Genomic DNA, 24,757 nt, shown 5'->3' on the forward strand with positions numbered 1-24,757 from the left:
GTAAAAAAGGCAAAAAAATAACTTAATTCTAAATGATTTGTATATTTAAAATCTATTAATATAGGTAAAGCAATTGGTATAGTTTGTTTGACTAAATATAGTAAAACATATCCTAAAAAAAATAAACAGTAGTTAAAGCAAATGTAGTTATTGAAAATCAACATATTCATATTTTATTTTGTATTAAAATGATGTTTTACTTTGCAAGTATTGATTACATATATTCCAATTCTGATTTACATTCTTTATATCTTGCTTAACTATTTTCATAATCAACAAATGTCAGATTATATCCAAATTGGTCTAAATTTAAGAAATCAAATAGGCCTATTACATCTTCTGCTAATAGTTATATCCGTAAGCAGTTCTAAACAGAGTTATTTAAACACTTTTATTTAGTAGCTGTTTTTCGGCTAAACCTCTGATTTTTGTTAATTCAATATCTAATTTTAGCTTTCACAATGATGAAATCTCATAATTATATACACATTAAACTTGAAAATATAACCACTGATAAAATCAGTGATGTTTGTGAGAGTAATACAATAAAAAATTATTAGGTATCCGTAATGATTACTTAGCTTGTATGCAGACAAATTTACTAAAGCTATTAATTATACTTCTATGCAATGAAATGGTTGCTAGGAGTAAGGAAATGGGGGAAATAGTGAAAAAATGGACAGAATATGAACAACAGAAAAAACTGCCTAATATCACAACACGCAAGAGAGATAGGAGAATTTGCAATCTGATCAAAGCAGTAATAATATATGATAAGGGTTATGATGAAAAAGTGTTTTTCAGTAATTTTTACGGATATAATTTGTATTATAAGCGTGTTAGTTTAATGCTGTGATAGGGTTTTATCCTGTTTTTTGCAACAAGGATAAAATGTTAACAATGTTGTTTAATTTAATTCAGAATATAGAAAAGTATTACACTCATTTAGTACTAAATATAAACTTTAATTTATAAAAAACTAGGTATTAAATTAAGCGTATTAGCCATAAAAATAAATAAAATAGTTGTATTATCATGGTAGTTACTAGTGCTTATTCTCTTCCTCAAGTTTTTACAGATTTTATTTCTAACTTTGACATTCAAGGTAAAAATGTCTTAGAAGTAGGAGGAGTAATAGAAGAAGATTTTATAAAAAATTTAAATGTTCAATGGACAAGTGTAGATCCCTTATATACACCATTAAAGGATTATGAATTAGTCTCTTCCAGAACACTAACTACTATCAAACATATTAAGCATGATATTACACAAGTTGCCTTTAACCCAGATGAATTTAATTATATATTTTCTTGTAATGCATTTCATCATATTGCAGATCTAAGGTTGGCTTTTAACAATTTTTACAAATGGCTTAAGAAAGGTGGCGTGTTATATTCACATTTTGGACCAATTGGTTCAGCTCCTGATGGTTGTCATATAGAAGGCTTCGAACATGAAGGCAAAATTTATAATTTTTGGGAGGATAAATTAGTACCATTCTGGAGTCATTTGTATTTTCAATATGAAGAAATGCTAGATTTCTTAAAACAGCATTATTCAATTGAATTTGCAAAAAAACTAGCTCATGTAATTTACGAGTCTCACTGGATTAATAGACTGACATTTTCAAATTATAAAAATTTATTAAAAGATAATCCTTGGGAAATAATTAATTTTTCATATTCCGAAGGCATTGATTATGTTCCTAAAAATTATATACCTTCTATCAGCTCAGCATTTGAAAAAAAATTATTCAAACAAATATCAAAGAATAAGAAAGAAAATTTTGTTGCTCGAGATCTTCTTATAATAATAAGGAAATGAGGGAAAAATGGATACAAATAGGCTTAGCGTAATTCATTTAACGCCACATTTTTATTGGCCTCATTTAGAGACAAGAGGTTGGCCTGTTAAATTTGATACTATGGGCGGAATGCAGAACCAAATTTTTAGACAAGTTAACTTTTTAGATAAATTAAAAGTTCAACAATTAGTAATAACTTTAAAAATTCCTGGTACCCCTAAGGTTTATAATATCTCATGTAATACAAAAGTTATAGGGAAGAGGATATCTATTTTACCTATCAAATCAAGAATAAGAGGGATGGTGGATTTAAATATCTCCTGGCTACTCGGTACATTAGTTTTTATGATAAAAAATAAAGTAACTCTGAAAAAAAAGTATAAAATTATCCATTGTCACTGTAGTGGTGTAGGTATACCACTGATCGGAGGATATTTGGTTGCCCGATTACTTAAACTACCACTGTTAACATCTATTCACTGTTCAGCAATTTCTACTTATAAACCTATGAGCTATCTAGATAAATATTTACATAAACTGAATATTTTTATTGAAAAAAGTGTTTTAAGAAAAACAAACCATGTAATTTTTCTCACTAAAAGCTCAATGGAAGAATGTGCAAAGTATGTTCCTGAACTAAAAAACAAATCTTCTATAATTTCGGATTCGATTGATAGCCAATATTTCACTGAGTTAAAAGCAAAGTACCCTAAAGAGGATTTTATAAAACAGTACAATATTCCTACTAACAAGCCTATATGTATTTATGTTGGTCGTATTGCCAGAGAAAAAGGATGGAGAGATATTGTCACCTTAGCAAAACAATTAAAAGAAAAATTTCATTTTTTAATGGTAGGAGATGGTAATGAATTTGATCTGATGAAAGAGGAAGTATACGAAAATAATTTAAACTCCTTCTTTACTTTTGTCGGTTATATACCTCAAGAAAAAGTGCCAGTAGCAATGAGCTTAGCCATGGTGCTAATTTTGCCTTCACGACACGAAGAATTTGGTAGTGTATTGCTAGAATCAATGACTATGGGTCTTGTATCTATTGCCTATAATGTAGGAGGTGTGCATAATGTCATCACCCATAAAAAAGATGGATTATTAGCATCTAATCTTACAGAGATGAAAAATTTCATGGAAGAAATTCCAAATAACAAACTACTTAGAGAAAATATCTCTAAAAATGCTAAGAAAGCAGTACATCAGAAATTTCAACTCTCTTTAAGAGGAAATGAAATATATAATATATATAAAAAAATTTCTTCAGAAGAGGTACAAAATGATTAAATGGCCACAAATAAGGAATAGCGAGTTCTATTTAAACAAAATTTTGTCTGTACTTTCAAGTGACATTTGGACAATCAGAGCTCAAAAGCCTGGTTATTATCTCACAGAAGAGTTTGAAAATAAATGGGCTAATTTTTGTGGTCGAAAATATGCTCTTTTGGTTTCTTCTGGTTCTTCAGCTTTAGAAATTTCTTTACGTGTATTAAATATAGGTAAAGCTGATGAAGTCATTATCCCAGCATTAGGTTGGTATGCTACTGCTGCTGCAGTTACTAGAGTAGGAGCAACTCCTATATTTTGTGATGTAGATCCTTATACAACTTGTATAGACGCACAACAAATTGCTTACTTAGTGACTGCAAAAACAAGGGCTATAATTGCGGTACATCTACATTGTAGTTTTGCTCCGCTTATGGCTTTAAAAGATTTGTGTGAAAAACATAAGATTATTTTACTAGAAGATGCTGCACAATCTCATGGCGGAACCTATCTTAATCACTCTCCAGGCTATTATTCTCTTGCTGCTTCTTTTAGCTTTAATCAAGAAAAATTAATTCCTTCAGGCGAAGGTGGGGCTATTGTAACTGATGATGAAGATTTTTATAGAAAAGCTTATGCACTAAGAACTGATGGTTATATTTCTTGCAACTATGGTGAATGGGCTCCTTCTGGTTTTTTAGGATCAAATTCTGCTGCTTCAGAATTTCAAGCTGCAGTATTATTAGGAAGCTTAGAAGAATTCTCTTATTTTAATAAAATGCGTCTAGAAAATGCTCAAAAGGCAATCGATAATTTAAGATCTATAGAAGGCATTACTACTATTTTACAACCTACTGAGATTACTCATAATTTTTATTATGAGTTAGGAATAATATTTTCAGATAGTGTGCTTTCTAAAATTAGCTTAGATACAATTATTAAGATTATTAATGAGCAAAATATTGTACTGGTTGGTAGAACTGATATTCCTGTACCTAATAATCCGTTATTTAGTTCATATTATCATGATAAAAGACATAACTTTTTATTTAAAAATGCTGAAAAAGTATATAATAGCTTAATTGTTGTTCATCATAAGTTTTTATTACAAGAACAAATTCAATATATTTTGCCTAATTTAATACAAAATATTTTGTCTTCAATTTCTACAAACTCTATAAACATAGTATAAGTTGATTAAAATGTTAAATATTAGCTTCTTCAATAGAGTGATCGGCAAAGTAAGACAATCTAATAATAAAAGCCGTTAAAGGTGGGAGGGATAAACAACATGAAAAATATAATAAATCAATATAAAGAGTTACCTACAAAATTTTTTTCTTTTATAATTTATTTTCTAAAACCATATATGGGGAGATGGTTTTTTATTCTTTGTTTTATTGCATATTTAGGTTTATTTGTTTCGTTAGAGCCTTTTAGTTTAAAACTTATTATTGACCATATATTAAAATATAAAGCAACTAACAATATTTCTCAAGTTGGTATCTTTATTTTATTTTTTATTATCGTTAGATTAACTCATTCTTTATCTGCTTTTGGTATTGATACACTTTTAGCATATGTTCATCCAAATATTAGACAAGATATTGCAGCTCAACTTCTTAATAATTTATTCTTTCATAAAGAAGCTTTTTATCAAGAAGAATTGTCAGGCAGTTTAGCTTCCAAAATTTCCACCATGCAGGATTCTGTTAAAAATATTTTGGATAATAGTAGGAGAATATTTCGGTTCTTTTGTGAAATCCTCTTTGCATGTTTATTCACTAGTTTTATTCACCCTATATATATATTAGTGATATTGGGATGGGCTACTGTATTTGTGATATTTGGTCTTTTGTGTGTCTCGCATCTCAATATATTATCTTATAAATTATCAGAAAGCTCTAATGAAGCTTTTGGCAAAATAGTAGATGTAATATCGAATATTTTTACTGTGAAAATATTTTATCACTATAAATATGAAAATAGGCATATATCTACTTATCTAAAAGCCACAGCAAATAGAGATAAAGATTTTCGCTTATTACAGGCTAAATCATGGATTATTTTGGATATTTTCTGCCTTCTTTTATCATTGGGAATGATTATTTTGCTAATAAAATTGATGAATAAAGCTATGATTACACCTGGTGATTTTACTTTTATAGTTATGATAACTTCTTCTTTAACAGCTACTGTGTTTGGAATATTAGAACAATTTGAAGAATTTATTAACAATATAGGAGCTGGTAAGCAATCTCTGGAAGTTTTTTTTAAAGATATTAACTTCAAGGAGATTCATCTCCATAAACCTTTAGTAGTTCAAGATGGTACAATTAGATTTACCAATGTAGAATTTCAATATGGACAAAAACAATTTTTTAAAAATTTGTCTGTTAATATAGTAGGTGGAGAGAAGATAGGTTTAGTAGGAGTTTCAGGCAGTGGAAAAAGCACTTTCATTAAGTTAATACTACGTCTTATAGAGCCTTCAAGTGGATTAATTTTAATTGATAATATGGATATTAGTAAAGTGTCTCAAGAATCTATTATGAGAGTAATTTCTTTTGTAAATCAAGATCCAGTACTTTTTCATAGAAGTATAAAAGAAAATATTAGATATGGAAATCCTGAAGCATCTGATGAAGAAGTAATTTCTGCTGCTAGAAGAGCTTATATAGATGACTTTATTAAGTCATTACCTGCAGGATATGATACGTCAGTAGGTGAAAAGGGTGTAAAATTATCAGGAGGACAACGTCAGAGGATTGCCATGGCAAGGGCTTTTTTGAAATCTTCGAAAATTTTGATAATGGATGAAGCTACTTCTTCTCTTGATACAATCACAGAAAAATATATACAAAATAGTTTATCTGAATTAACTAAAAATAGAACTTCCCTTATTATAGCGCATCGTTTATCTACTGTATCTAAACTAGATAGAATTTTGGTTTTTAGCCAAGGAAAGCTAGTAGAAGATGGCTCCCCAGGGAGTCTTCTCAAAAAGAAAGGACTTTATAAAAAATTATGGGATCATAGTATTGATGGTTTATTACCAGAAAATTTAAAAGTATAATATTCTACTCAAAACATAATTTTAACAATAAAAATCATGTTTTGAGTAATAAAACTTTTGGTTCAATGAATTTTTTCAGAAAAAAGAAATTTTACGTCAGAACTCTATATAAATTTTTCTTCAAAGAAGAAATCATTGCTAATAATTTGTCAAATTCTATGCTAACAGCTGTTGGTGTCAAGATAGTATTTTCTAAATCATCGATATCAAATTCTGATAAAAATGCTAATATTAAATTTATAATTATAATGTTAGGTAAATTATTCTTTTCTAACGGGTTAAGTGTAATATTCTGCGTATATCCTGCTAGTAATGTATTAACCTTATCATAGGCAAATTCATTATTAAGTTGTTTCTGGTTAAGTTTATTATCATACAATAATCCTATAACTGCAGCAAGACGCGCAATGTCCCAAATACGGTTTGAAACCCTGATGTTATCAAAATCAATAAAAGTAATATTACCAGATTCAACATTGAAAATTGCGTTATCTGATGAAAGATCACCATGTATCATACTTTGGGGTAAATTGTGCCAATCAATACTACTACTTACTTCACTAACTATTTTATACAGTTGTGATAAAATAATCTGCAATTCCACATTCGTAGAGTATAATAAAAAAAGATTGTTAAAATAACATTTTATGCTATCTATAGTATCAGGAAACCACTTAGATCTTGCACTAGGATTAGGTAATTTACTAGTATCAGTTTGTTGTTGATAAAGAATTTGTAATTTATGTGTTAAAATCCCTGTATATTCACCTAATATACGTATTTCATTAACACAATTATAGTTTATAAATCTACCTGATACCCACTCATGCAATTCAAAATATCTATCACCAAATTTTGCATATTGTTTTTTATCACGAGTAGTTACTAATATTGATGCAGGCCCTGTGTTTAATTGTAACAAATTATGTAAGTTGATTTTTGTTATAAATTCTTCGCTAGTTAAATAAGGTGCTTTTTCTTTTAAAAAATAACTTTTTCCATTTAATGTTAATGTTGTTCTAATGGTTGTACCCCAACCTGGTATATCGTTTTGTGATTCAAAATTCACAAGAGGGTATTGCGCTAGAACCATTTTGATAATAGGATTTTTATCTATCATTTTGCAACCAATTGATCGGTATTTGCTCTATTGGCAGTTTATAATTCATTAATCCACCAAACTCGTGTAAAGTACGAAAATCTAACGATGCTTGACTTAATGATGTATCTGATAAACCAAACTCTGTTGGAAATTTCTTACTCAATATTTTTAATACTTCTTCTACTGTTTGAAGAGTATAACGTATATCTGCTTCAGAATGACAAAAATTGACCATTTGGGGATCAAATGGATGAAATAATATGCCTCTTGATTGTAATGTACGATGAAACGCAGTTTCAATTTTCTCATTATCAAAAATAATGTGAAACAATGCTGGATATTTCTTGATACATGCCTTTACTCCGAAAGTTAAAAAAAGATTACTGAGGCCTTGAATTAATTGATTGCCAATGAAATTTAATTTATTTATTACGTTCTTGTGCATATAAACATCTAATGTTGCAATAGCTGCTGCCATTGGTGTCTGTTCATTGTGAAATGTACCAACTAAGTGTGTTTTTTCTCTAGCTACCATGATATCTTTCTGTCCTAAAACTGCAGATAATGCATACCCATTTGTTAGCCCTTTGCCTATGACTAATAAATTAGGAGTAAAACTTAGTTGAGAATAAAATCCTCCATAATTAATTCTAAAGCCACACATTACTTCATCAAATACTAGTATTGATCCATAAAATTTTGTAATTTGATATAACTCTTCAAAATATTCGTTTGGAAAAAAAGTTGGTTCTGGAGTAATAATAGTACACGCTACCTGTCCTTTATGTTGTTCGTAATAAAATTTTAAAAGATTAAGGTTATAAGAAAAATCTAAATAATTTGGATCTTCTATCTTAAAACGTGGAAAAATATTAAGATGCCAATCATGCCATCCATGATATCCAGAAGTTAATATTATTTTTTTTCTGCTGTAAATTCTTGCTAATCTCACTGCAGCTGTTGTAGCACATGATCCAGTTCTAAAAAAGAGCACTTTTTCATAACCATGGAAAAGATTCAGAGTTTTCTTTGCTAGTTCTAGTTGAAGTTTTGATAAAGTAGTTGTAAATATACTACCATAATTTCTCACCTGTTCTATTACAGCATTATCTACTTCATCATATCTATAACCTAAAATAATTGCTCCAGTAGAAGAAGTATAATCAATATATTTATTGCCATCTACATCCCAAACGTAGGCTCCTTGACCTTTATCAATAATGAAATTATATGTTCCTTCTAAATCAACACGTTTCGAGGCGCTATATTTTTGACATTCAATAATTAATTGTTTTGACTTTTGTAAATCTCTCATATTATTCCTCATGGTTTTAGTTTATCTAAACTCTTTAGCATAATACTCGTTGTACCTCATAGGTTAAGGCAGAGTGTATATGCTTTTAATAAAATAGTTAAAGTCTACTAAATTAGGCTATATATTCACATTCCAAATTTTGACCATTTATCGTAATTACCGCATCTTTAAAATCTTCTATATCACTGTGATCTGTATATATTACCGTATAATTTGCTAATTTCGTGACGTGATCTTTAAGAATTTTATATACAGTTCGTTTATTTTCTACATCTAAAGCAGTTGCAGCTTCATCCATTATAATAAATACCGAATTAGATAATATAGCTCGTATAATGCCAATTTTTTGTTTTTCTCCTCCACTTAAACGTTCATTCCAATTTATACTCTTGGATTCCAATTCGTCTTCTTTTATAATATTAGGTAAGAGTCCAACTTTGTTAAGAAGATGTTTTGCTTTATTAATAAATGTATCTATAACAAATCTTTGTGTTTTTATTATTGTACTTTCATTATTTAGTAGTGGAGTAGTATTATGTATCACCAATTCTGTCATAGAATCGTTTTCTAAAGCTTTTTGTGGTATGCCATAGGTAAGGATTTCTACTAAAGTTCCTATCGGAATAAATGAATGCTGAGGTATAAAGCATATATTATCTTTTGCATTTGCTGGAAATTTAACTTCACCATTAGTATATTGCCAATTATTCGTAATAGCTTTCAAGAAAGTGGTTTTTCCTTTTCCGGATTCTGCAAATAACTTATAAATTTTATTAGGTAGTAATTCTAGAGTTACTTTATTTAATAATGTAATTGGTTCTTCACCTTGAAAATTTGTAGTATCAGGTTTATACACACTAAAATCTAGTAAAGCCAACTTGTCCCCTATGAATTCTTGTGTCATTTTATTATGAGTATTACGAATAAGTAAACACTCATCATATGATCTCTCAAAGGCTCTTAATTGTTCTAAATTTAATTTAATATATGAGTAATTGTTAGTTAAAATAAAAACTATATTTTGCATATTAGTTAAAAGAGACATTATCATGATATTTAGTATTGCAGTATTTGTATCACTAAGGTTTTTATCTGGATAATCTACATAATATTTTCCTAAAAATTGACTAGCAATAGCAGGAGCTATAGTATTAAGAAAAAAATTGACAAAATAGATAGTTGATAATTTAGGGATAGATGCCTTTATTTTCTGCAAATTATTTATCACAGATGCACATTCTTGATCTGATGTTCCCATTAAGGTTATGGCGCTTTTATGTGCTTCTATAAAGGAGACTTTTACTACTAAGTTATTTTCAATTTTCTGATTACTTGCCCGATATCCTGAATATATTCTGCTCAGTAAATATGTGGCAATACCCGAACTCACTGTAAAACCAAGTACAATCCCTGATGTTACAAAAGATTTAGTAGTAATACCAATATATGTAAGAGTACTAACAGATGATATTATATACGTCGGTAATTCAGTAAATATAGGAATTACATTTTCGGTAAAATCTTCTATCCCTAAACCAACTGTTATATATTGGAAGGATTTAATATCTTTATTATCACCATGAATTAGAAATTTAGAGTGATCCATTAACCGTCGTGTATTGTGTTCCATCATCGCATGCATTGTTGATACTTCTAACATTAGAGATATACCCTTTTGTGCTCCATTAAGTAAAGCTACTGTAAAGGCACTAGCAAGAAGTGTCATTAGATCTGTATTATTACTTTTATCCTCTAAACTACTATTTTCTTCTCTTCGAAAGAGTAACATAGGCATAATAATAGTTGCTATTGGTAGTAATATGATTGTACTGAAAAATCCAACAGTTCTTAAACAGTTATGCCATGAAGGAGTAAAATATGGATATACTTTTGTTGTAGCCTCTTTCAGTATTTTAATTTTTTCAAGCATAATAACCGAAGCTCCTTTCTTCCCAAATCTTAATAATAAAATCTCTTAATTACATACATAATGAAACTTAAATATAATCACCAATAAAGTTAGTTGTTGCTTCTAAGAGTAATATAATAAGAATTATTTAATATCCGTAATTATTACTTAGAGATATTATAATGGGTCTATTAGCAATTAAGGAATATATAAGGTTACTCAAAAATAAGAAGGTACTATAGAGTTTATGGTATAAGAGAGTAAATTTAAAATTAAACAGAAATTTTATGTAAGGTGAGGGATGATCCTTTAAAGTCAATTTTTAGCAACAGGCTTTAAATTGCTACAAGTAGATGTAAGAAACAACACAAACTATGCTCGTAAACATTATCTGTATCGGTATTTTTAACGGATTAATTTATGCTAATACTAAGTCAATAATAAATTATCAATCAATTAATTTATTATTGCTCAATCTTATGTTCCAAGATTACCATTTTTTAAATATAAAATTTTATCTAGCTTCTATTTTAATGTTCTTTACTCTATTAAATCAAAATATAGTTAAAACTATAAATGATAGTTTAATAATATCATTAATAGGAGCAGAAATAATTAATTTTATTAAGTTGTGGGTAGAAATACCATTAGGATTGGTATTTCTTTTAATTTATTCTAGAATGAGTACTAAGTACAACAATCAAAAACTATTTAAATTAATAATCATATACTTCTTAATTTTTTATTCTTTTTTTATTTTTGTGTTTATTCCATATAGACAATTTGTTCAATTTAAAGTAGAAAAGCTGCATCATTTAGTACATATATATCCAAACTGCAAATATTTATTTATATTGTGCCATGAATACATTCTAATATTATTCTATGCAGTATGTTCATTATGGCCAAATATAGTATTTTCTTTATTATTTTGGCAACTTGTTAATAAGTCTACTAATGTAGAAACTGCAATAAAAACCTATCCTTATCTTAATTTTTTTGGCCAATTGAATTTACTCTTTTCAGGTAGCTTGATAACTTACTTTTCTCAAGATAGTCACTTTTTATATAAATTATTAACTTATTACTCTACTTGGCAAACTAACTTATCGATAATTTCTCTATCCATGCTGGTCATTATTAGTGGAATAGCTATTATTATAGTTTTACAATTCTTTTGGTACGAAAAAAAAACATGTATGAGCCAGAAAGATTTCAAGAAACAAAACACATATACTTTCTACAATAATTTTAAGGTCATTTTAAGTTCAAGATACTTACAGTTTATGACTATTATTATTGCTTCCTATAGTCTCACTATTAATCTGTTAGAAGGGGTGTGGTTTGCTAAATCTGTAGAATTTTATAAACAACCTGAACAACTTATACATTATAAAGGGACAGTACTTTTGTGGACTGGTATCTTTACAGTCTTTTGTGCCGTGTTTAATAGTTATATATTTAGAAAGATAAGTTGGTTAAATGGAGCTTTATTAACCCCTGTTATAACACTAATTTTTGGAACAGTGTTTTTCATATTAATTTTATTCGAACCTGTATTAAAGAGTGCAATTTGTTGGATTACTATTACTCCGCTAGCAATAATATTATTTCTTGCAGGAGTGCAAAACGCCTTTATTAAAGGAATAAAATATGTATTATTCGATTTAACTAAAGAAATAGCATATTTACCTTTGAATAACACATTAAAAACAAACGGCAAAGCTGCAGTAGAAATTTTAGGTGTAAGAATAGGAAAATTTTTCAGTATTTTTATACAAGTGATGCTATTTACCTTATATCCTAATGCTTCATATGATGATATATATATAATAAAATATTTAATGTTTTGCTTCTTAATAATTTGCTTAATGTGGATTATAGCTGTAATACATCTAAATAATTTATATCACAAGCTAATTAATAATTTAACTTTATAAAAAAATTATCTTGAAAGGATGCACTGTAAGCGCGGGATTTTTGCCCCAAAGTTGGACAATAAACACCAGATACTTTAAAAGAACTCATTTAAGTTTATCAAAATTTAATTAAACCATATTAAAGTTTACCCCTTGACTGTTTAGCTTAAAGGCTATTTCTGATTTACAGTATACTCCTAATTTTGATTTTAAGTTATTGATGTGTGTTTCAACAGTACGAGTCGAAACATTGAATTTTTTTGCAATGCTTTTAGATGACATGCCTAAAGCAAGTGCTTTTAAATATTTTGTTTCTGTTATAGTTAGCTTTATTATAAATCCATTAAGATTCAAATTTAATTGTAATACCTTAATTTGTTGTTCAAATTGATCTAATTTAGAGATAATATCATCCTCTGTTGACTGAAATTCAGTTAGATTATTAACACTAATCGGGTTTTTTTCAGCTTTATTAATTATGGAAGCTGCAGCACTTTGGAAATACAAAGTAAATTTTTTTATAATTTCGTAATATTGTAGATACTTTTCATTAGACTGTTTCTCCTCTTCAGGTACTGACATACTGTAAAGATCAATATATTTCATTGATATATATTTTAATGAGAATAAATGAGCAAAATTGTGATTTCTTGTATCAAGCATAGCTTGATATGAAAGTTTGTCTATATCAATAACATAATCCCAGACAATGGGATAAAAATTACCTACTATGCCGGTTTTGCTTATTGCTTCTTTTAAAAAATACCTATTATTATAATATCTCAAAAACCACGCGGGGTTAGTAGTTAAAGCGATATGCTTGCCATTATCATAAATTCTACTAAAACAAAAATAGTTAATGTTTAGTAATTCTCTTAAAGGCCTCACAATATCTTCAACATCCTTATGATAAATAAAAGTAGAATGATCTTTAGGAATATTAAACAGTGTGCTCATAATTCATACCTTGATAACTTATAAATAATTTAAGTATTAGACAAATATGAATGTTTATTATTGTTAGTTGTAGGTAATTATAAATTATAATTCAACTTTCAATGATATGAGTTGACAGTAACTGTATGATATCCGTAATAATTACGGAATTTTTCTGTATACAAGTGTGTATGCAATTTAAAAAATCAAAAAGGAGAGTTGTCCGGTATTTAGAATAACAGAGAAAACATTAAAAGCTGAACATGAATAGTATAGCAGAGTCTGTTAATAAGGAGATTCGACTTAGTAGAAAAGTGGTAGGTATTTTTTCTAATGGGTAATAATGGGTTCATTTTGTCAGTAATTTTTACGTATGTACTTATACTACAGGTATGTTAATTTTATATTAATTTGAATCTTACCCTTTATAAACAAGACGATGTTTAAAATGCAAGCCAAGTAATTAGATTAGTCAATGCTGCCTTTAGTTAAAAGAAGAAAATAATATGGAAAAATTTGATTTAGTTTTTGAAGAATTATTAATACCCTTTATTTATACAGCTAAAAACACTTCTGAGTTCTATGAAAATATTAAAGCTCATATACATAAAAAAGTGATTATTATAACAGATAACAAAGTTAAAGATTTGTATATCCGTACTATAATAGAAAATCTAGACCTAAATATAAATAATGTTTTAGTACTTTCTTCTCCTTCAGGAGAACAATTTAAATGCTTGCAAACAATACATTTATACCTTGATTCCATATATGAATGGGGAGCTGATAGATCAAGCTTAGTGATTTGTTTTGGTGGAGGAATCCCAGGAAACATAGGAGGACTAGTAGCAGGGTTGATGTATAGAGGAATAGCTTTTATACATATTCCTACCACACTTTTAGCAGCTTTTGATTCCGTTATTTCTCTAAAACAGGCAATTAATTCTAATTATGCAAAAAATGCTATTGGGTTATATCATAAACCCATTAGTATTTACAGTTCTGCAGAATTTTTTACTACTCTTTCATCTAAAGATATAAGATCAGGAATATGCGAAACTATAAAAAATACTTTAGCTATTTTACCTTCTGCAATTCCAGACCTAACTCTTCAATTGAATAATGCTTTAGAGCTTAAAGCAGAGGCGATAAAGCTAGTTAAAGATATTAGTATTAAAGCAAAACAAATTGTCATGCAACATGATAAATTTGAAAAGAAAAAGGCTTTAATTCTAGAATACGGCCATACTCTTGGACATGTAATTGAACTCCTTGATTCAAGGATACGTGAGGATTCTATAGCTCATGGAGAAGCTGTAGGGTTAGGTATGCTCATTGAAGCAGAAATTTCTTATAAAATGGGATATTTGAGTAAAAATGATTTAGATACTCATTATGATATACTCTCAAAAGTAAATATTTACCCTATCCTTCCATCTGATATCACCATAGATAAGATAATAAAATATGTAAAAAAAGATAACAAGAGAGGTTATATATCTGCAGATGATAATCAAGTCGGAATGATTCTTTTAGAAAAATTAGGAGTAGTGAATGGTAACGAAGATTTACCTATTACTCCTGTTCCCATAAAAATAATAGAGGAAGTTTTAGAAAAATTTATAAATAAAAGTGGTAATTATTATGCTCAAGGATAATCAGATGCTTGCTCTTAAAATTCTAGAACCAGGTATGATGAGGGTTGAACAAGTACCTCATATAGTACCTATGCAAAATCTAAATTTACAAATATTAGCTTCAACCATATGTGGGTAGTGATTTTAAAAATACTTGCTGGGGAAATGGAAGGGATAAAGTACCCATTAATTCCTGGACATGAGTGGGTAGCAAAAGTTATTGAAGCACCTAAAGAATATCAATACCTAGTTAGGAAAAGAATAGTACCAGATATTTTATGTTGCTGTAATTTATGTAGATTTTGTAAAGAAAAATTACCAAATCTATGTGATGAACTGGAAGAACCTGGCTTAACATTACCAGGTGGATTTGCAGAATTTACTTCAATAAAACCAGAAAATGCTTACACAATACCTGAATGTATTTCAGATTTAGAAGCTCCTTTACTAGAACCTTTAGCAGTTGCTTTATATGCTTTAGAACGAGTTAACATTTCAAATGAAGATACCGTTTTAATTATAGGAGGGGGAGGAATAGGACAATTAATAGGACAATGCACACGCTTAGCTAATCCCAAAAATATCATTTTGTTAGATCATCATGAATTTAGGTTAAAGTTAGCAAAATCTCTCTTTGCTAATATAGCTCTTCATGGTCAAAATGACAATGTAAATCAATTTTTTGTTGATAATTCAAAGTTCAAACCTACAAAAATTTTTGAAGTAACTGGTTCTGAAAAAGGCATAAGACTAGCTATAACTGCAGCACAAAAAAATGCTGAGATTGCTATAGTAGGTTATAGTGGTCAAAAAACCATAGGTATAAAAACTAGTGAAATTATGGTTAAACATCTTACCATTAAGGGGGTACTATCCCCTACTAACACTTTGCTCAAGGCAATTAATTTAGTGACAAATAACAAAATAAATTTAAAACCGATAGTTACCCATACATTTAAACTAGAAGAAGCCCCATTAGCTTTTGAAAAAGCTAATTATTACAAACATGAAGCTATTAGGGTAGCAATATTAAGTTAGAGAGAGTATTTATGGAAAAATATTATTATGGAATTCCTCCAGTACCAGAAGAAATAAAGAGAGTTTATGATTTCTGTATAATAGGCAGTGGTGCTTCAGGATCTATAGCAGCAGATAAATTAGTTAAAAATGGTTTTAGTGTCTTAATGTTAGAGAGAGGACCATATGTAAAAACTGGTGTGAGTTATGATGAAATTTTGCGTTCAGCAGAGCTTGCTTATGCTCGCATGGAAAATGGAGCCTGGGCATTTAATGGTTATCCATGGTCTACTTGCAATGTAGGTGGCGGAACTGTTTTCTATGGAGGAGTATCATTTCGATATAAAGAAATAGATTTTGATGTTTCACATCTTCTAGCTAATACAGGGTTATCACTTAAGTGGCCTTATACTTACTCTGAATTAAGTCCATTTTATGAGGAAGTTGAACAAGTTTTAGGAATATCAGGTAATCCTATTGCTGATCCTTTCTGCCCATATGACCATTATCATCTGCCAAATTCTCCAATAGATTACAGCCCGCAAGCTGAAATATTATACAAAGCTGGAATCAAGCTCGGGTTAAATCCTTTCCCTACTCCTCTTGCTATTTTAAGTAAAGATTATAATGGAAGGAAAAAGTGCAATAATAGCTCTCCTTGTATAGAATACCAATGCGTCAATGATTCTAAAAGTGATAGCTTAATGTTTTTAAATCATTTATCTAAAAGCAAAAGCTTATTTACTATTTTTGCAGGCATGAATGCTATTAAACTGAATAGAAATAAGGAAAATAATATCAATTCAGTAACATGTACACACGTTGTAAATCAAGAAATTTATGAGTTTAAAGCTAAAAATTTCATTATTGCCTGTAATGCAATTCAATCAGCAAGACTTTTACTTAATTCAAGAGATCAATGGTCTAAAAAAGGCATTGGTAATAACCATAATATGGTTGGCAAAACTTTTTGTCAGAAGTTAAGTGGATATGTTACCGGTTATTTGCCTTCTTCTGGAAAAAAATATAGTAATTTAAATAATATAGGTCCTTTTTCTACTATAGCGTTTACAGATTATTATATATCTGATGACTTTCCTTTTAAATTAGGAGGATTGATATATGAAGCAAAATATGGATTTGCCTACACTAATTACCAAGATGCTTTAGTAATAAGACTTGAATGCATGATTTCTGATATACCTGATAAAAGAAATAGCATTCAAGTAAATGAGTCAGATAATAAAGTTATTATAGATTACAATCCTCATCCTTTAGATTTAATACGTCTTAACAAATTGATGAAAAAAGCAGCAAATATATTGAAAGAAGCAGGCTGTGAAGGAATACTTTTGGAAAGTTCAGGTTTTGGTTTAGGTAGTTGTCACTTACATGGGACTTGTCGTTACTCAAACAACGAAAAAGAAGGTGTTATAGATGCAAATTCCAAAGTATATGGAGTTAGTAATTTATACATAATAGACGGTAGTTTCATGCCCTACTCAGGAAGTGTAAATCCTACACTAACTATTCAAGCCCATGCTCTTAAAACAGTACATCACCTTATACAAATCAATAAGAAAGGATAAATATGGATTACCAAGATCTGTTAGTACAAAAATCTATTTACCCTTCAGAATCAGATGACTACCCAATAGTATTCAAATATGGGCAAGGGGCATTCCTATATGATATAAATGGTAATAAGTATATTGATTTTATGAATGGTAAGGGCAATATAATACTTGGTCATAATCCTAAGCACTTAATTGCAGAACTTATTGACTTTCTTAAATTAGGAATGGACGTAAGGACAGGATTTACTGAAGTAATGTTTAAATTTACTCACCAGATAAATAAAGCTTTAGGTTATGATAAGATAGCCTACTTTAAAAGTGGTACTGAAGCAGTAAAAGCAGCTATGCTGTCTGCCAAAACATATAATAGCAAAAAAATTATATTAAGTTGTGGTTATCATGGATATGACCCTATATGGAAATTTTCAGGTAATTTAGAAGAATTCAATAAAAATGGAATAATAAATTTTTTCTTTGATCTTGAATTACTGGAAAAGTTGATCAATAAGTATAAGGAACAAATAAGCGCAATTATAATTTCTCCTGATCCTTTATACCTTACAAAAGAATGGTTTGACAAGCTGAATAGCCTTATTAAGGAAAGCAATGTAGTTATGATAATGGATGAAGTAAAAGTAGGGTTTAGGTATAATTTTGGCTTATACACCTCACGTTATGGATTAAAACCTGATATTGCAATTATCTCAAAAGGTATAGCAAATGGATTCCCAATAAGTGTGGTATGCGGATATAAAGAGATGATGGAGGGATGTTCTAACTTAAATTATACTTGCTTTTTTGATGCTATTACTTTTTTTGTAGCTACTAAAGTTATGGAGACACTGAGTAAGAAAGATTTTTATAAAGTTTTAAATCAAGTTTCATTAAATCTTATAAATACTATAAGCAGCTTGATTGAGCAATTTGAGTTGCCAATACAAATTAAGCATAATGGATCCATATTTCAATTTATATTTCCTGATCAAGAGGCATCTGATGTCTTTTTTTATGAAAGCATTCAGCATGGATTAATTTTTTATCCCGGTGATAATCAATGTTTTTCCTATGCTTTTAATGATCAAAAAGTACATTTAGAATTAAAGCGAAACTTTATTAACTTGTTTAAAGTAATTAAAAAAAATCCTCTCTTCCAAAAAGGAAGGAAACCTACTTTAGAATGGGAAATCAAAACAGCATGGTATCTAATGGATGGATTACCTAGTATACAAATAAATAAAGAATTGAAGGAGAGTATTTTAATGAGTTTACCTGAGTAAATAAGGAGGTTTAAATGAGGAAACAACTTGCAATCAATGGTGGACGGTGTGTAGCTAAGTATGATGAATGGCCAAAATGGCCATTGTATCAACCCTCTTTTATCGATTCTTTAAAAACAGTATTAGAAAGTTATAGATGGACAGTTAGTGGGCTGTATACAGGGACTACTACGTTTGATGAAAAATTTTGTGAGGATTTTGCTAAGTTTAATAATGTTAAATATGCTTTAACAGTTGATCATGGTACTACTGCTATTTTGGTAGCATTACAAGCATTAGGAATTTCATATGAAGACGAAGTAATTCTTCCAGGGCTTACTTGGGTTTCTTGTGCTACAGCAATATTGAGAGTTAATGCAAAACCTGTTTTTGTTGATATTGAAGAATCTACCCTTTGCATTGATCCTATAAAAGTAGAAGAAGCTATAACCCCTAAAACTCGTGCTATTTTAGTAGTTCATTTATATTGTTGCATGGCAAATATGAATCATCTTAAGAAAATTTCTAAAAAATATAATATTCCTATTATAGAAGATTGTTCTCAAGCGCATGGGGCTATTTGGGAGGGAAAAAAAGCGGGTAGTTTAGGAGATATAGGTATTTTTAGTACGCAGCAAGGAAAGCCCCTTACTTGTGGTGAGGGAGGGGTAATCATTACTAATGATTACTATCTATTTAACAAAATGGTTTTGTTAAAGAATGATGGTAGGGCTTTAGATAAAAAAGTTCCTATAGGATATCAACAACTAAGAGAAGAAGCAGGAATTATAGGAAGCAATTTTGCACTATCTGAATTTCAATGCGCAGTACTTTATGAAAACCTTAAAATATTTCAGCAAATACTAAGTTTACAAAGGAAGAATGCAAGTATTTTAATGGATGAGTTAGCAAATATTGCGGGTATTAAATTTTTAAACCCTCATCCTGAAAATACTGCACAAACATATTACCATTTCATTATAAAATGTAAAACTTCTGCTTTTGCAAATGCTTCTATATCAACAATTTGTGAAGCAGTAAGTAAAGAGCTGGGAGTGTGGATTCATCCAATTTATCAGCCACTCTATCGTCATGCTTTATTTCAGGTTAGCAAAGATGGACGATTTAAATATTTAGCTCTTAATAATTATAATACTATGTATTTAAAAGCATGCGAGACAGAAGCAGCTAAAGGTATAACCATACATCATTCTTTACTATTATCAACTCCATCGCTATTAAGTAAAATTGTAGAAGCTTTTAGAAAAGTTCAGAAATATTCCTATGAATTAAGTCCATGAAGAAAGCAAAAATCATTCTACTTTCTCCTCATCATGATGATATAGCCTTTTCAATAGGAGGGATGATTAGTATATATTGCTATACAAAAAATATTAAATGTTATTTAATAAATATCTTTAACAAAACTAAGTATTGCTTACCTACATGTAAAACCACTAATGTCAATAAGCAAAGAAATGCTGAAGATAATAGGTTTGCTAAACAATTTAGTTTAAATAAAATTAACTTAAATTTTCCAGACTCAAGTGTTCTAAGGCATACAGCTCACAGTGAAATTATATGTACACCTCATGATATAAGGCGTTCATTTTTAATGCAAAAATTAAATAAAATTTTTAAATATATAAAACCTAACAAAATATTCTGTCCTCTAGGAATAGGGGGACATATTGATCATAAAATGGTCAAGGAAATATGTTTAGAAATATTTAGAAATAATTATCATAATTTAGTTTTTTATGAGGATCTACCATATGCATATGATTATAAATCTCAATATATAAAAGATATTATAAAAAGAACTATGCCTTTGAAATTACATGCTAAATATATTAATATAACTTCTAGATGGTATATAAAAGAGAAAAGTATTTTTTTTTATAAATCACAAGTCACTAAAGAAACCATAGCAAAAATACAAAAATATGCCCAAAGTTTAGGAGCAAATAAGAGTTTTTTTGAAAGAATTTGGATCCCATAGTTTTTCGCTATAATTAAACTAATTTGCAAATATTAACACACTACTAGCTTAATTTATTAGTAATTGATATATAGTTAATTGATGAGAAGTTGGTGATGTTGTTACTCGTCGCTCCTAGCACCAAATTCTCCTGAATTGACTATATCATTAACTCCTACTCTTGTTTTAAAGAATTTTTGTATAAGTTATAACTTTTGCAATCTCATCTGTAGCTTAGTAATAGGAAAGTTACCAGAAAGTTTGACATAACAGGTAAGATCTGATAGAGTCATGATTTCGGAAGGCATGACTAGTAGTCTTTTGCGTTCGATGTTGTTAATATTCACTCCATCGCGCATGGTGTTGGAGCCGTAAGATAGACTTTCTTGAGTTTCTAAAGTTTCCTGCTCCCCAAGCATTAAGGCTGATCTGTGGGCGGTTTGTTGATCGCTAACTCGAAAAATGAATTTGCTGTTAAACAAGTCTAACATTGCAGCAGCACCAGCAAGGCCGTAGATTTCTTCTAGCTGGTAGATATTTTGCAGGCCGGCAACAAAGCAGCCGCCATATTTCCGGCTCTCAGCTAAAGCGGTTGGTAGAGACGGAATTTTTTGCAAAGCTGCTAGTTCGTCGATAATGAACCACATATTGTTGTTAGTGCTGCTTGTGTTTCTATCCATAAGAACCTTAATAGCAATGCTGATCCAAGCAGAGATTAGAGGGCACAGTGTAACTCTTTGATTGGGAAAGGCTGTTATAAATAACCAGCCTTTCTCTTGAGGGTCCGTAAACCATTGTCTAATGCTGAAATCACCTTTTGGGTGTAAATGCTTTAAAACTGCAATATTTTTACCTACAGTAGCCTGAATGCCGGCAGAAGTTTCAGGGGCACTGCTGCTGACAATACCAGCTACTGCAGTATTTTGAAAAATTTTAGCAAACGCTTTATTACCAGAATAAATGATTGTATTAACTAGTTTCCCTATATCTTTGCTGTCCTGATATAGCTGCAGACCTTCAGATAATACTAGTTCAGCATTTTTTGCAAAAAAATCACCAACTTTAGGATTATAGCTACTAAAACTACTAGCGACATCGTCAAAGTCAGCAATTGCCTGACAATCATTCCACGGTAGCCAATGCTGAGTGTGTTTGGCAAAAGGATTAAGCAATTTATCTATTTTAGTATCAAAAAACCTATCAACAAAAGTGCCGGTTAAATCAACAATAATAGCCCTCTCTTTCTGCTCTCTAATCTGAGGTAACAACTCATTAAGCATATTAGTCTTACCAGTACCGGTAGTGCCAGTTAGTAAAAGATGTTGTCTTTCACTACCCTTTACTAGAGGTAGCCTAGCAAACTTGATATTTGAAGCTTTTTTAGCCTTTTGCAGCATTTTAGCAAGCACCTTAGATTCTACAAAATCCATACCCCTAATTTTACTTGCCACCATTGATTTTTTGCCTTGGCAATAGCAAAATATTACTGCAGCTATTGTTCCTACACAAAAAACTATCAGCACCTCCAACCAAGCTGTATGTAATAAAAATTGCCATAGCTTATAAACTCTTGTTCCATGATTCGTCACATACCAGAATTTATAGATAAATTCCTCAGCCTGCCGGTAAACCCAATCTTGTTGCTCAAGATAATAAAACCTGATACCTATCTGCTTAATAGGATAAAAATGTGCACCTATAACTAGTTTTAGTTGTACGTATCGTTCAATTATAAAATAATATAAACTAACTAAATATAATTTCTGCGATATTCTCCATATTAACCAAAGTAAAGCTAACAACAACCCAATCACAAAAACATTACTACTTCCCTGCCCAAACATCCGAAACTGATGCGCTACAACTTGTGAACCTCGAGTGAAACTATTTTGCTTTTGGGAAGACTCCATGCTTATTTATTGTTAAATATCAGGTAATTTATTCTTTTTAATTGTAGGAGCAGTGTTGCGACAATTTCCTAATTTAGATAATTCTGTAAATTTACCAGATCTTTTGTTAAAGGGCTTTACTGATTTATAACCACTAGCAGCGATAATTTTTTTAAGCTGTTCTAAAAATTCTTTATATTCAGTAGTATCGGTGGTAATTATATCTTGATCCATAATGCTTTTAATTTATTAATACTCTAATACTAGATAAAAAACTACTTTGACAACGACTTAGCTTTATTGAACAATTCTATAGCTTCTTGCCTCTTTCCTAATTTTTGTAATACTTTCCCTTTTTCAGTATAGCTTTCAGCAAGATCAGGTTTGTATTGTATAGCCAGGTCAAAATTCTCTATAGCTTCTTGGTATTTTGTAAGTAGTGCTAAAGAGCAGCCCTTTTTTAAATACGCTTCTGCTGCATAAGGTTGATGTTTGATAGCAAAATTAAAATTTTCTACCGCCTCATGATATTTTCCTAATTTGTTAAAAGCTATTCCTTTATTGTGGTATGGCAGTACAAAATCAGGTTTATATTTAATCGCTAAGTCATAATTCTTGATAGCTTCATGAGATCTTCCTAATCCTTCAAGAGCTATTCCTTTATTATTATTATAGCCTTCAGCATCATCAGATTTATATTTAATAAATAGATCATAATTTTCTATAGCATCTTGGTAATTTCCTAACTCTGCGTAAGCTACACCCTTACCAAAATATGCTTTTGCATAATCAGGTTGGTACTTAATTGTTAAATTAAAGTTTTTTATTGCTTCTTGATAATGTCCTAATTTCTCAAAAGCTACACCTTTATTGTAATATAATTCTGCGTCATCAAATTTATATTTAATAGCCAAATCAAAATTTCTTATAGCTTCTTGATATTTTCTCAGTGCTATTAGAGATATTCCTTTATTGTAATATGCTGTTATAAAATTAGGTTTATACTTAATTGCTAAATTATAATTCTCTACAGCCTCTTGGTATTTAGCTAATTGTGCTAAAGAATATCCTTTATTATTATAGCTTTCAGCATCATTAGATTGGTATGTAATTACCCTATTGTAGTTTTCTATAGCATCTTGGTATTTTCCTAACTTTATTAAAGATATCCCTTTATTGTAGTATGCTGGTATAAAATCAGGTTTATACTTAATTGCTAAATTATAATTCTCTACAGCCTCTTGGTATTTAGCTAATTGTGCTAAAGAATATCCTTTCTCTAGGTATGCTTCTATATAATTAGGTTGATATTTAATGGCTAGATCATAATTTTTTATAGCATCTTGATGTTTTGCTAATCTTGCACACTCTATTCCTTTATCATAGTAGGCCTTTGAAACATTCAGGTTAGAATTATTAGTTAAGTTATGTTCAATATCTTCTTTCCACATCACTTGCTTATTATTAACGATGCTAGATGACAATTCATTAGTATTGGCAATAGCTGTGCTATATAACAAAAGTAATAACATAGTTGCAAATAATTCTTTTATGGTATTCATAACTTATCTTAGTTTTACTTAAATATTAATTTTTATTATCCTTGTTATTCTTTAAAGGTAAAGTTATATTTCTTTTTTTGATAGCTTCGTCACTGATTTGTATATTATCTGCTATTTGTCCTGCAGTTCTAATAAGCGTTGAGCTACTGGTTTGATCAAATTTCTCTTTTAATTTATTGCTATCATTTTTGATATCAGAAGACGTAATTTCAAGAGCTGCTGTTCTAGCTTTTTCGTCAGTTGATAATTGTGTATTTAGTACTTCAGCTATATTCTGATTATATAATTTTTTACCTTTATTTAAATCAGATTTTACTGACTCCATTAATGATTTTGTGCTATCTGAAGCAATAACTTGCTCTTGCAATCTGTTACTTGATTCTAGATAGTTGATTTTCAGGTCCTCTTGTGTGGTCATTGGGACATGGTGAATATTAGAATCAATTGACTGTAACTCTTTAACTTGAACCTGACTATTATCCAAATTACTTTGCGGCAATGG

General features: G+C 29.6%; 19 protein-coding genes. 11 read left to right on the plus strand and 8 right to left on the minus strand.

What is annotated here, in order from left to right; translation table 11 throughout:
• Nucleotides 1-1,035: 1,035 nt before the first annotated feature.
• From REIS_RS06525 to REIS_RS06540, 4 genes are all read left to right on the plus strand, one after another.
• A complete protein-coding gene (locus tag REIS_RS06525) occupies nt 1,036-1,824 on the plus strand; it encodes a class I SAM-dependent methyltransferase (RefSeq protein ID WP_008580464.1) in 789 nt (262 codons plus the stop codon).
• A gap of 7 nt (nt 1,825-1,831) precedes the next feature.
• On the plus strand, nt 1,832-3,100 hold the full coding sequence (locus REIS_RS06530) for a glycosyltransferase (protein WP_008580465.1): 1,269 nt from the start codon (nt 1,832-1,834) through the stop codon (nt 3,098-3,100).
• Nucleotides 3,093-4,271, plus strand: coding sequence for a DegT/DnrJ/EryC1/StrS family aminotransferase (locus tag REIS_RS11240; RefSeq protein WP_008580466.1), 1,179 nt, complete (start codon nt 3,093-3,095; stop codon nt 4,269-4,271). Before REIS_RS06530 ends, REIS_RS11240 begins: the two co-directional genes overlap by 8 nt.
• 99 nt (nt 4,272-4,370) lie before the next feature.
• Complete coding sequence (locus REIS_RS06540) at nt 4,371-6,155, plus strand: ABC transporter ATP-binding protein (protein ID WP_008580467.1); 1,785 nt, start codon at nt 4,371-4,373, stop codon at nt 6,153-6,155.
• Nucleotides 6,156-6,246: 91 nt separating this feature from the next.
• Here the strand turns inward: REIS_RS06540 and REIS_RS06545 are convergent, their stop codons facing one another.
• From REIS_RS06545 to REIS_RS06555, 3 genes are all read right to left on the minus strand, one after another.
• Nucleotides 6,247-7,275 carry a phosphotransferase gene (locus tag REIS_RS06545; RefSeq protein ID WP_037213844.1) on the minus strand — a complete coding sequence of 343 codons (1,029 nt, stop codon included), beginning with the start codon at nt 7,273-7,275 and terminating at the stop codon, nt 6,247-6,249.
• Nucleotides 7,265-8,572 (minus strand): aminotransferase class III-fold pyridoxal phosphate-dependent enzyme, encoded by a 1,308-nt coding sequence (locus tag REIS_RS06550; RefSeq protein ID WP_008580469.1) that lies wholly within the window; start codon nt 8,570-8,572, stop codon nt 7,265-7,267. Before REIS_RS06550 ends, REIS_RS06545 begins: the two co-directional genes overlap by 11 nt.
• A 112-nt stretch (nt 8,573-8,684) precedes the next feature.
• Nucleotides 8,685-10,502 carry an ATP-binding cassette domain-containing protein gene (locus tag REIS_RS06555; protein WP_008580470.1) on the minus strand — a complete coding sequence of 606 codons (1,818 nt, stop codon included), beginning with the start codon at nt 10,500-10,502 and terminating at the stop codon, nt 8,685-8,687.
• Nucleotides 10,503-10,855: 353 nt separating this feature from the next.
• On the opposite strand from REIS_RS06555, the gene REIS_RS06560 reads away from it, so the two are divergent.
• Entirely contained in the window at nt 10,856-12,421 is a 1,566-nt protein-coding gene (locus tag REIS_RS06560; protein ID WP_008580471.1) for an Npt1/Npt2 family nucleotide transporter, read from the plus strand.
• 108 nt (nt 12,422-12,529) lie between these two features.
• On the opposite strand, the gene REIS_RS15115 is transcribed toward REIS_RS06560, so the two are convergent.
• The gene (locus REIS_RS15115; protein ID WP_008580472.1) at nt 12,530-13,357 is read right to left on the minus strand and encodes a LuxR C-terminal-related transcriptional regulator; all 828 of its coding nucleotides are present in this window, start codon (nt 13,355-13,357) and stop codon (nt 12,530-12,532) included.
• Between the two features lie 485 nt (nt 13,358-13,842).
• Here REIS_RS15115 and REIS_RS06570 point away from each other — a divergent pair, with 485 nt between their 5' ends.
• From REIS_RS06570 to REIS_RS06595, 6 genes are all read left to right on the plus strand, one after another.
• The gene (locus tag REIS_RS06570; protein ID WP_008580473.1) at nt 13,843-14,994 is read left to right on the plus strand and encodes a 2-deoxy-scyllo-inosose synthase; all 1,152 of its coding nucleotides are present in this window, start codon (nt 13,843-13,845) and stop codon (nt 14,992-14,994) included.
• A 117-nt stretch (nt 14,995-15,111) separates the two neighbouring features.
• Complete coding sequence (locus tag REIS_RS06575; RefSeq protein ID WP_160142975.1) at nt 15,112-16,011, plus strand: zinc-dependent alcohol dehydrogenase; 900 nt, start codon at nt 15,112-15,114, stop codon at nt 16,009-16,011.
• Nucleotides 16,012-16,022: 11 nt separating this feature from the next.
• Nucleotides 16,023-17,579, plus strand: coding sequence for a GMC oxidoreductase (locus REIS_RS06580; protein WP_008580475.1), 1,557 nt, complete (start codon nt 16,023-16,025; stop codon nt 17,577-17,579).
• Between the two features lie 2 nt (nt 17,580-17,581).
• A complete protein-coding gene (locus REIS_RS06585; protein WP_008580476.1) occupies nt 17,582-18,844 on the plus strand; it encodes an aminotransferase class III-fold pyridoxal phosphate-dependent enzyme in 1,263 nt (420 codons plus the stop codon).
• A 14-nt stretch (nt 18,845-18,858) separates the two neighbouring features.
• Nucleotides 18,859-20,124, plus strand: a complete 1,266-nt coding sequence (locus REIS_RS06590) for a DegT/DnrJ/EryC1/StrS family aminotransferase (protein ID WP_008580477.1) — start codon at nt 18,859-18,861, stop codon at nt 20,122-20,124.
• Complete coding sequence (locus REIS_RS06595; RefSeq protein ID WP_008580478.1) at nt 20,121-20,825, plus strand: PIG-L deacetylase family protein; 705 nt, start codon at nt 20,121-20,123, stop codon at nt 20,823-20,825. Before REIS_RS06590 ends, REIS_RS06595 begins: the two co-directional genes overlap by 4 nt.
• A 185-nt stretch (nt 20,826-21,010) precedes the next feature.
• On the opposite strand, the gene REIS_RS06600 is transcribed toward REIS_RS06595, so the two are convergent.
• The 4 genes from REIS_RS06600 to REIS_RS06615 form a co-directional block, all read right to left on the minus strand.
• On the minus strand, nt 21,011-22,714 hold the full coding sequence (locus REIS_RS06600) for a type IV secretion system DNA-binding domain-containing protein (RefSeq protein WP_008580479.1): 1,704 nt from the start codon (nt 22,712-22,714) through the stop codon (nt 21,011-21,013).
• A 12-nt stretch (nt 22,715-22,726) separates the two neighbouring features.
• Complete coding sequence (locus REIS_RS06605; RefSeq protein WP_008580480.1) at nt 22,727-22,927, minus strand: hypothetical protein; 201 nt, start codon at nt 22,925-22,927, stop codon at nt 22,727-22,729.
• A gap of 41 nt (nt 22,928-22,968) precedes the next feature.
• Nucleotides 22,969-24,255, minus strand: a complete 1,287-nt coding sequence (locus REIS_RS06610; RefSeq protein WP_008580481.1) for a tetratricopeptide repeat protein — start codon at nt 24,253-24,255, stop codon at nt 22,969-22,971.
• 25 nt (nt 24,256-24,280) lie between these two features.
• Nucleotides 24,281-24,757 (minus strand): hypothetical protein (locus tag REIS_RS06615; RefSeq protein ID WP_040614726.1); only part of this gene is annotated, 477 nt, incomplete at its 5' end.

This window comes from Rickettsia endosymbiont of Ixodes scapularis, assembly GCF_000160735.1.
In the GTDB taxonomy this organism is placed as follows: Bacteria; Pseudomonadota; Alphaproteobacteria; order Rickettsiales; family Rickettsiaceae; genus Rickettsia; species Rickettsia tamurae.

Excerpts from the sequence above, each read along its gene's own strand:
- REIS_RS06525 (WP_008580464.1), top strand. The coding sequence starts at position 1,036 with ATGGTAGTTACTAGTGCTTATTCTCTTCCTCAAGTTTTTACAGATTTT.
- REIS_RS06530 (WP_008580465.1), top strand. The coding sequence starts at position 1,832 with ATGGATACAAATAGGCTTAGCGTAATTCATTTAACGCCACATTTTTAT.
- REIS_RS11240 (WP_008580466.1), top strand. The coding sequence starts at position 3,093 with ATGATTAAATGGCCACAAATAAGGAATAGCGAGTTCTATTTAAACAAA.
- REIS_RS06540 (WP_008580467.1), top strand. The coding sequence starts at position 4,371 with ATGAAAAATATAATAAATCAATATAAAGAGTTACCTACAAAATTTTTT.
- REIS_RS06545 (WP_037213844.1), bottom strand. The coding sequence starts at position 7,275 with ATGATAGATAAAAATCCTATTATCAAAATGGTTCTAGCGCAATACCCT.
- REIS_RS06550 (WP_008580469.1), bottom strand. The coding sequence starts at position 8,572 with ATGAGAGATTTACAAAAGTCAAAACAATTAATTATTGAATGTCAAAAA.
- REIS_RS06555 (WP_008580470.1), bottom strand. The coding sequence starts at position 10,502 with ATGCTTGAAAAAATTAAAATACTGAAAGAGGCTACAACAAAAGTATAT.
- REIS_RS06560 (WP_008580471.1), top strand. The coding sequence starts at position 10,856 with ATGCTCGTAAACATTATCTGTATCGGTATTTTTAACGGATTAATTTAT.
- REIS_RS15115 (WP_008580472.1), bottom strand. The coding sequence starts at position 13,357 with ATGAGCACACTGTTTAATATTCCTAAAGATCATTCTACTTTTATTTAT.
- REIS_RS06570 (WP_008580473.1), top strand. The coding sequence starts at position 13,843 with ATGGAAAAATTTGATTTAGTTTTTGAAGAATTATTAATACCCTTTATT.
- REIS_RS06580 (WP_008580475.1), top strand. The coding sequence starts at position 16,023 with ATGGAAAAATATTATTATGGAATTCCTCCAGTACCAGAAGAAATAAAG.
- REIS_RS06585 (WP_008580476.1), top strand. The coding sequence starts at position 17,582 with ATGGATTACCAAGATCTGTTAGTACAAAAATCTATTTACCCTTCAGAA.
- REIS_RS06590 (WP_008580477.1), top strand. The coding sequence starts at position 18,859 with ATGAGGAAACAACTTGCAATCAATGGTGGACGGTGTGTAGCTAAGTAT.
- REIS_RS06595 (WP_008580478.1), top strand. The coding sequence starts at position 20,121 with ATGAAGAAAGCAAAAATCATTCTACTTTCTCCTCATCATGATGATATA.
- REIS_RS06600 (WP_008580479.1), bottom strand. The coding sequence starts at position 22,714 with ATGGAGTCTTCCCAAAAGCAAAATAGTTTCACTCGAGGTTCACAAGTT.
- REIS_RS06605 (WP_008580480.1), bottom strand. The coding sequence starts at position 22,927 with ATGGATCAAGATATAATTACCACCGATACTACTGAATATAAAGAATTT.
- REIS_RS06610 (WP_008580481.1), bottom strand. The coding sequence starts at position 24,255 with ATGAATACCATAAAAGAATTATTTGCAACTATGTTATTACTTTTGTTA.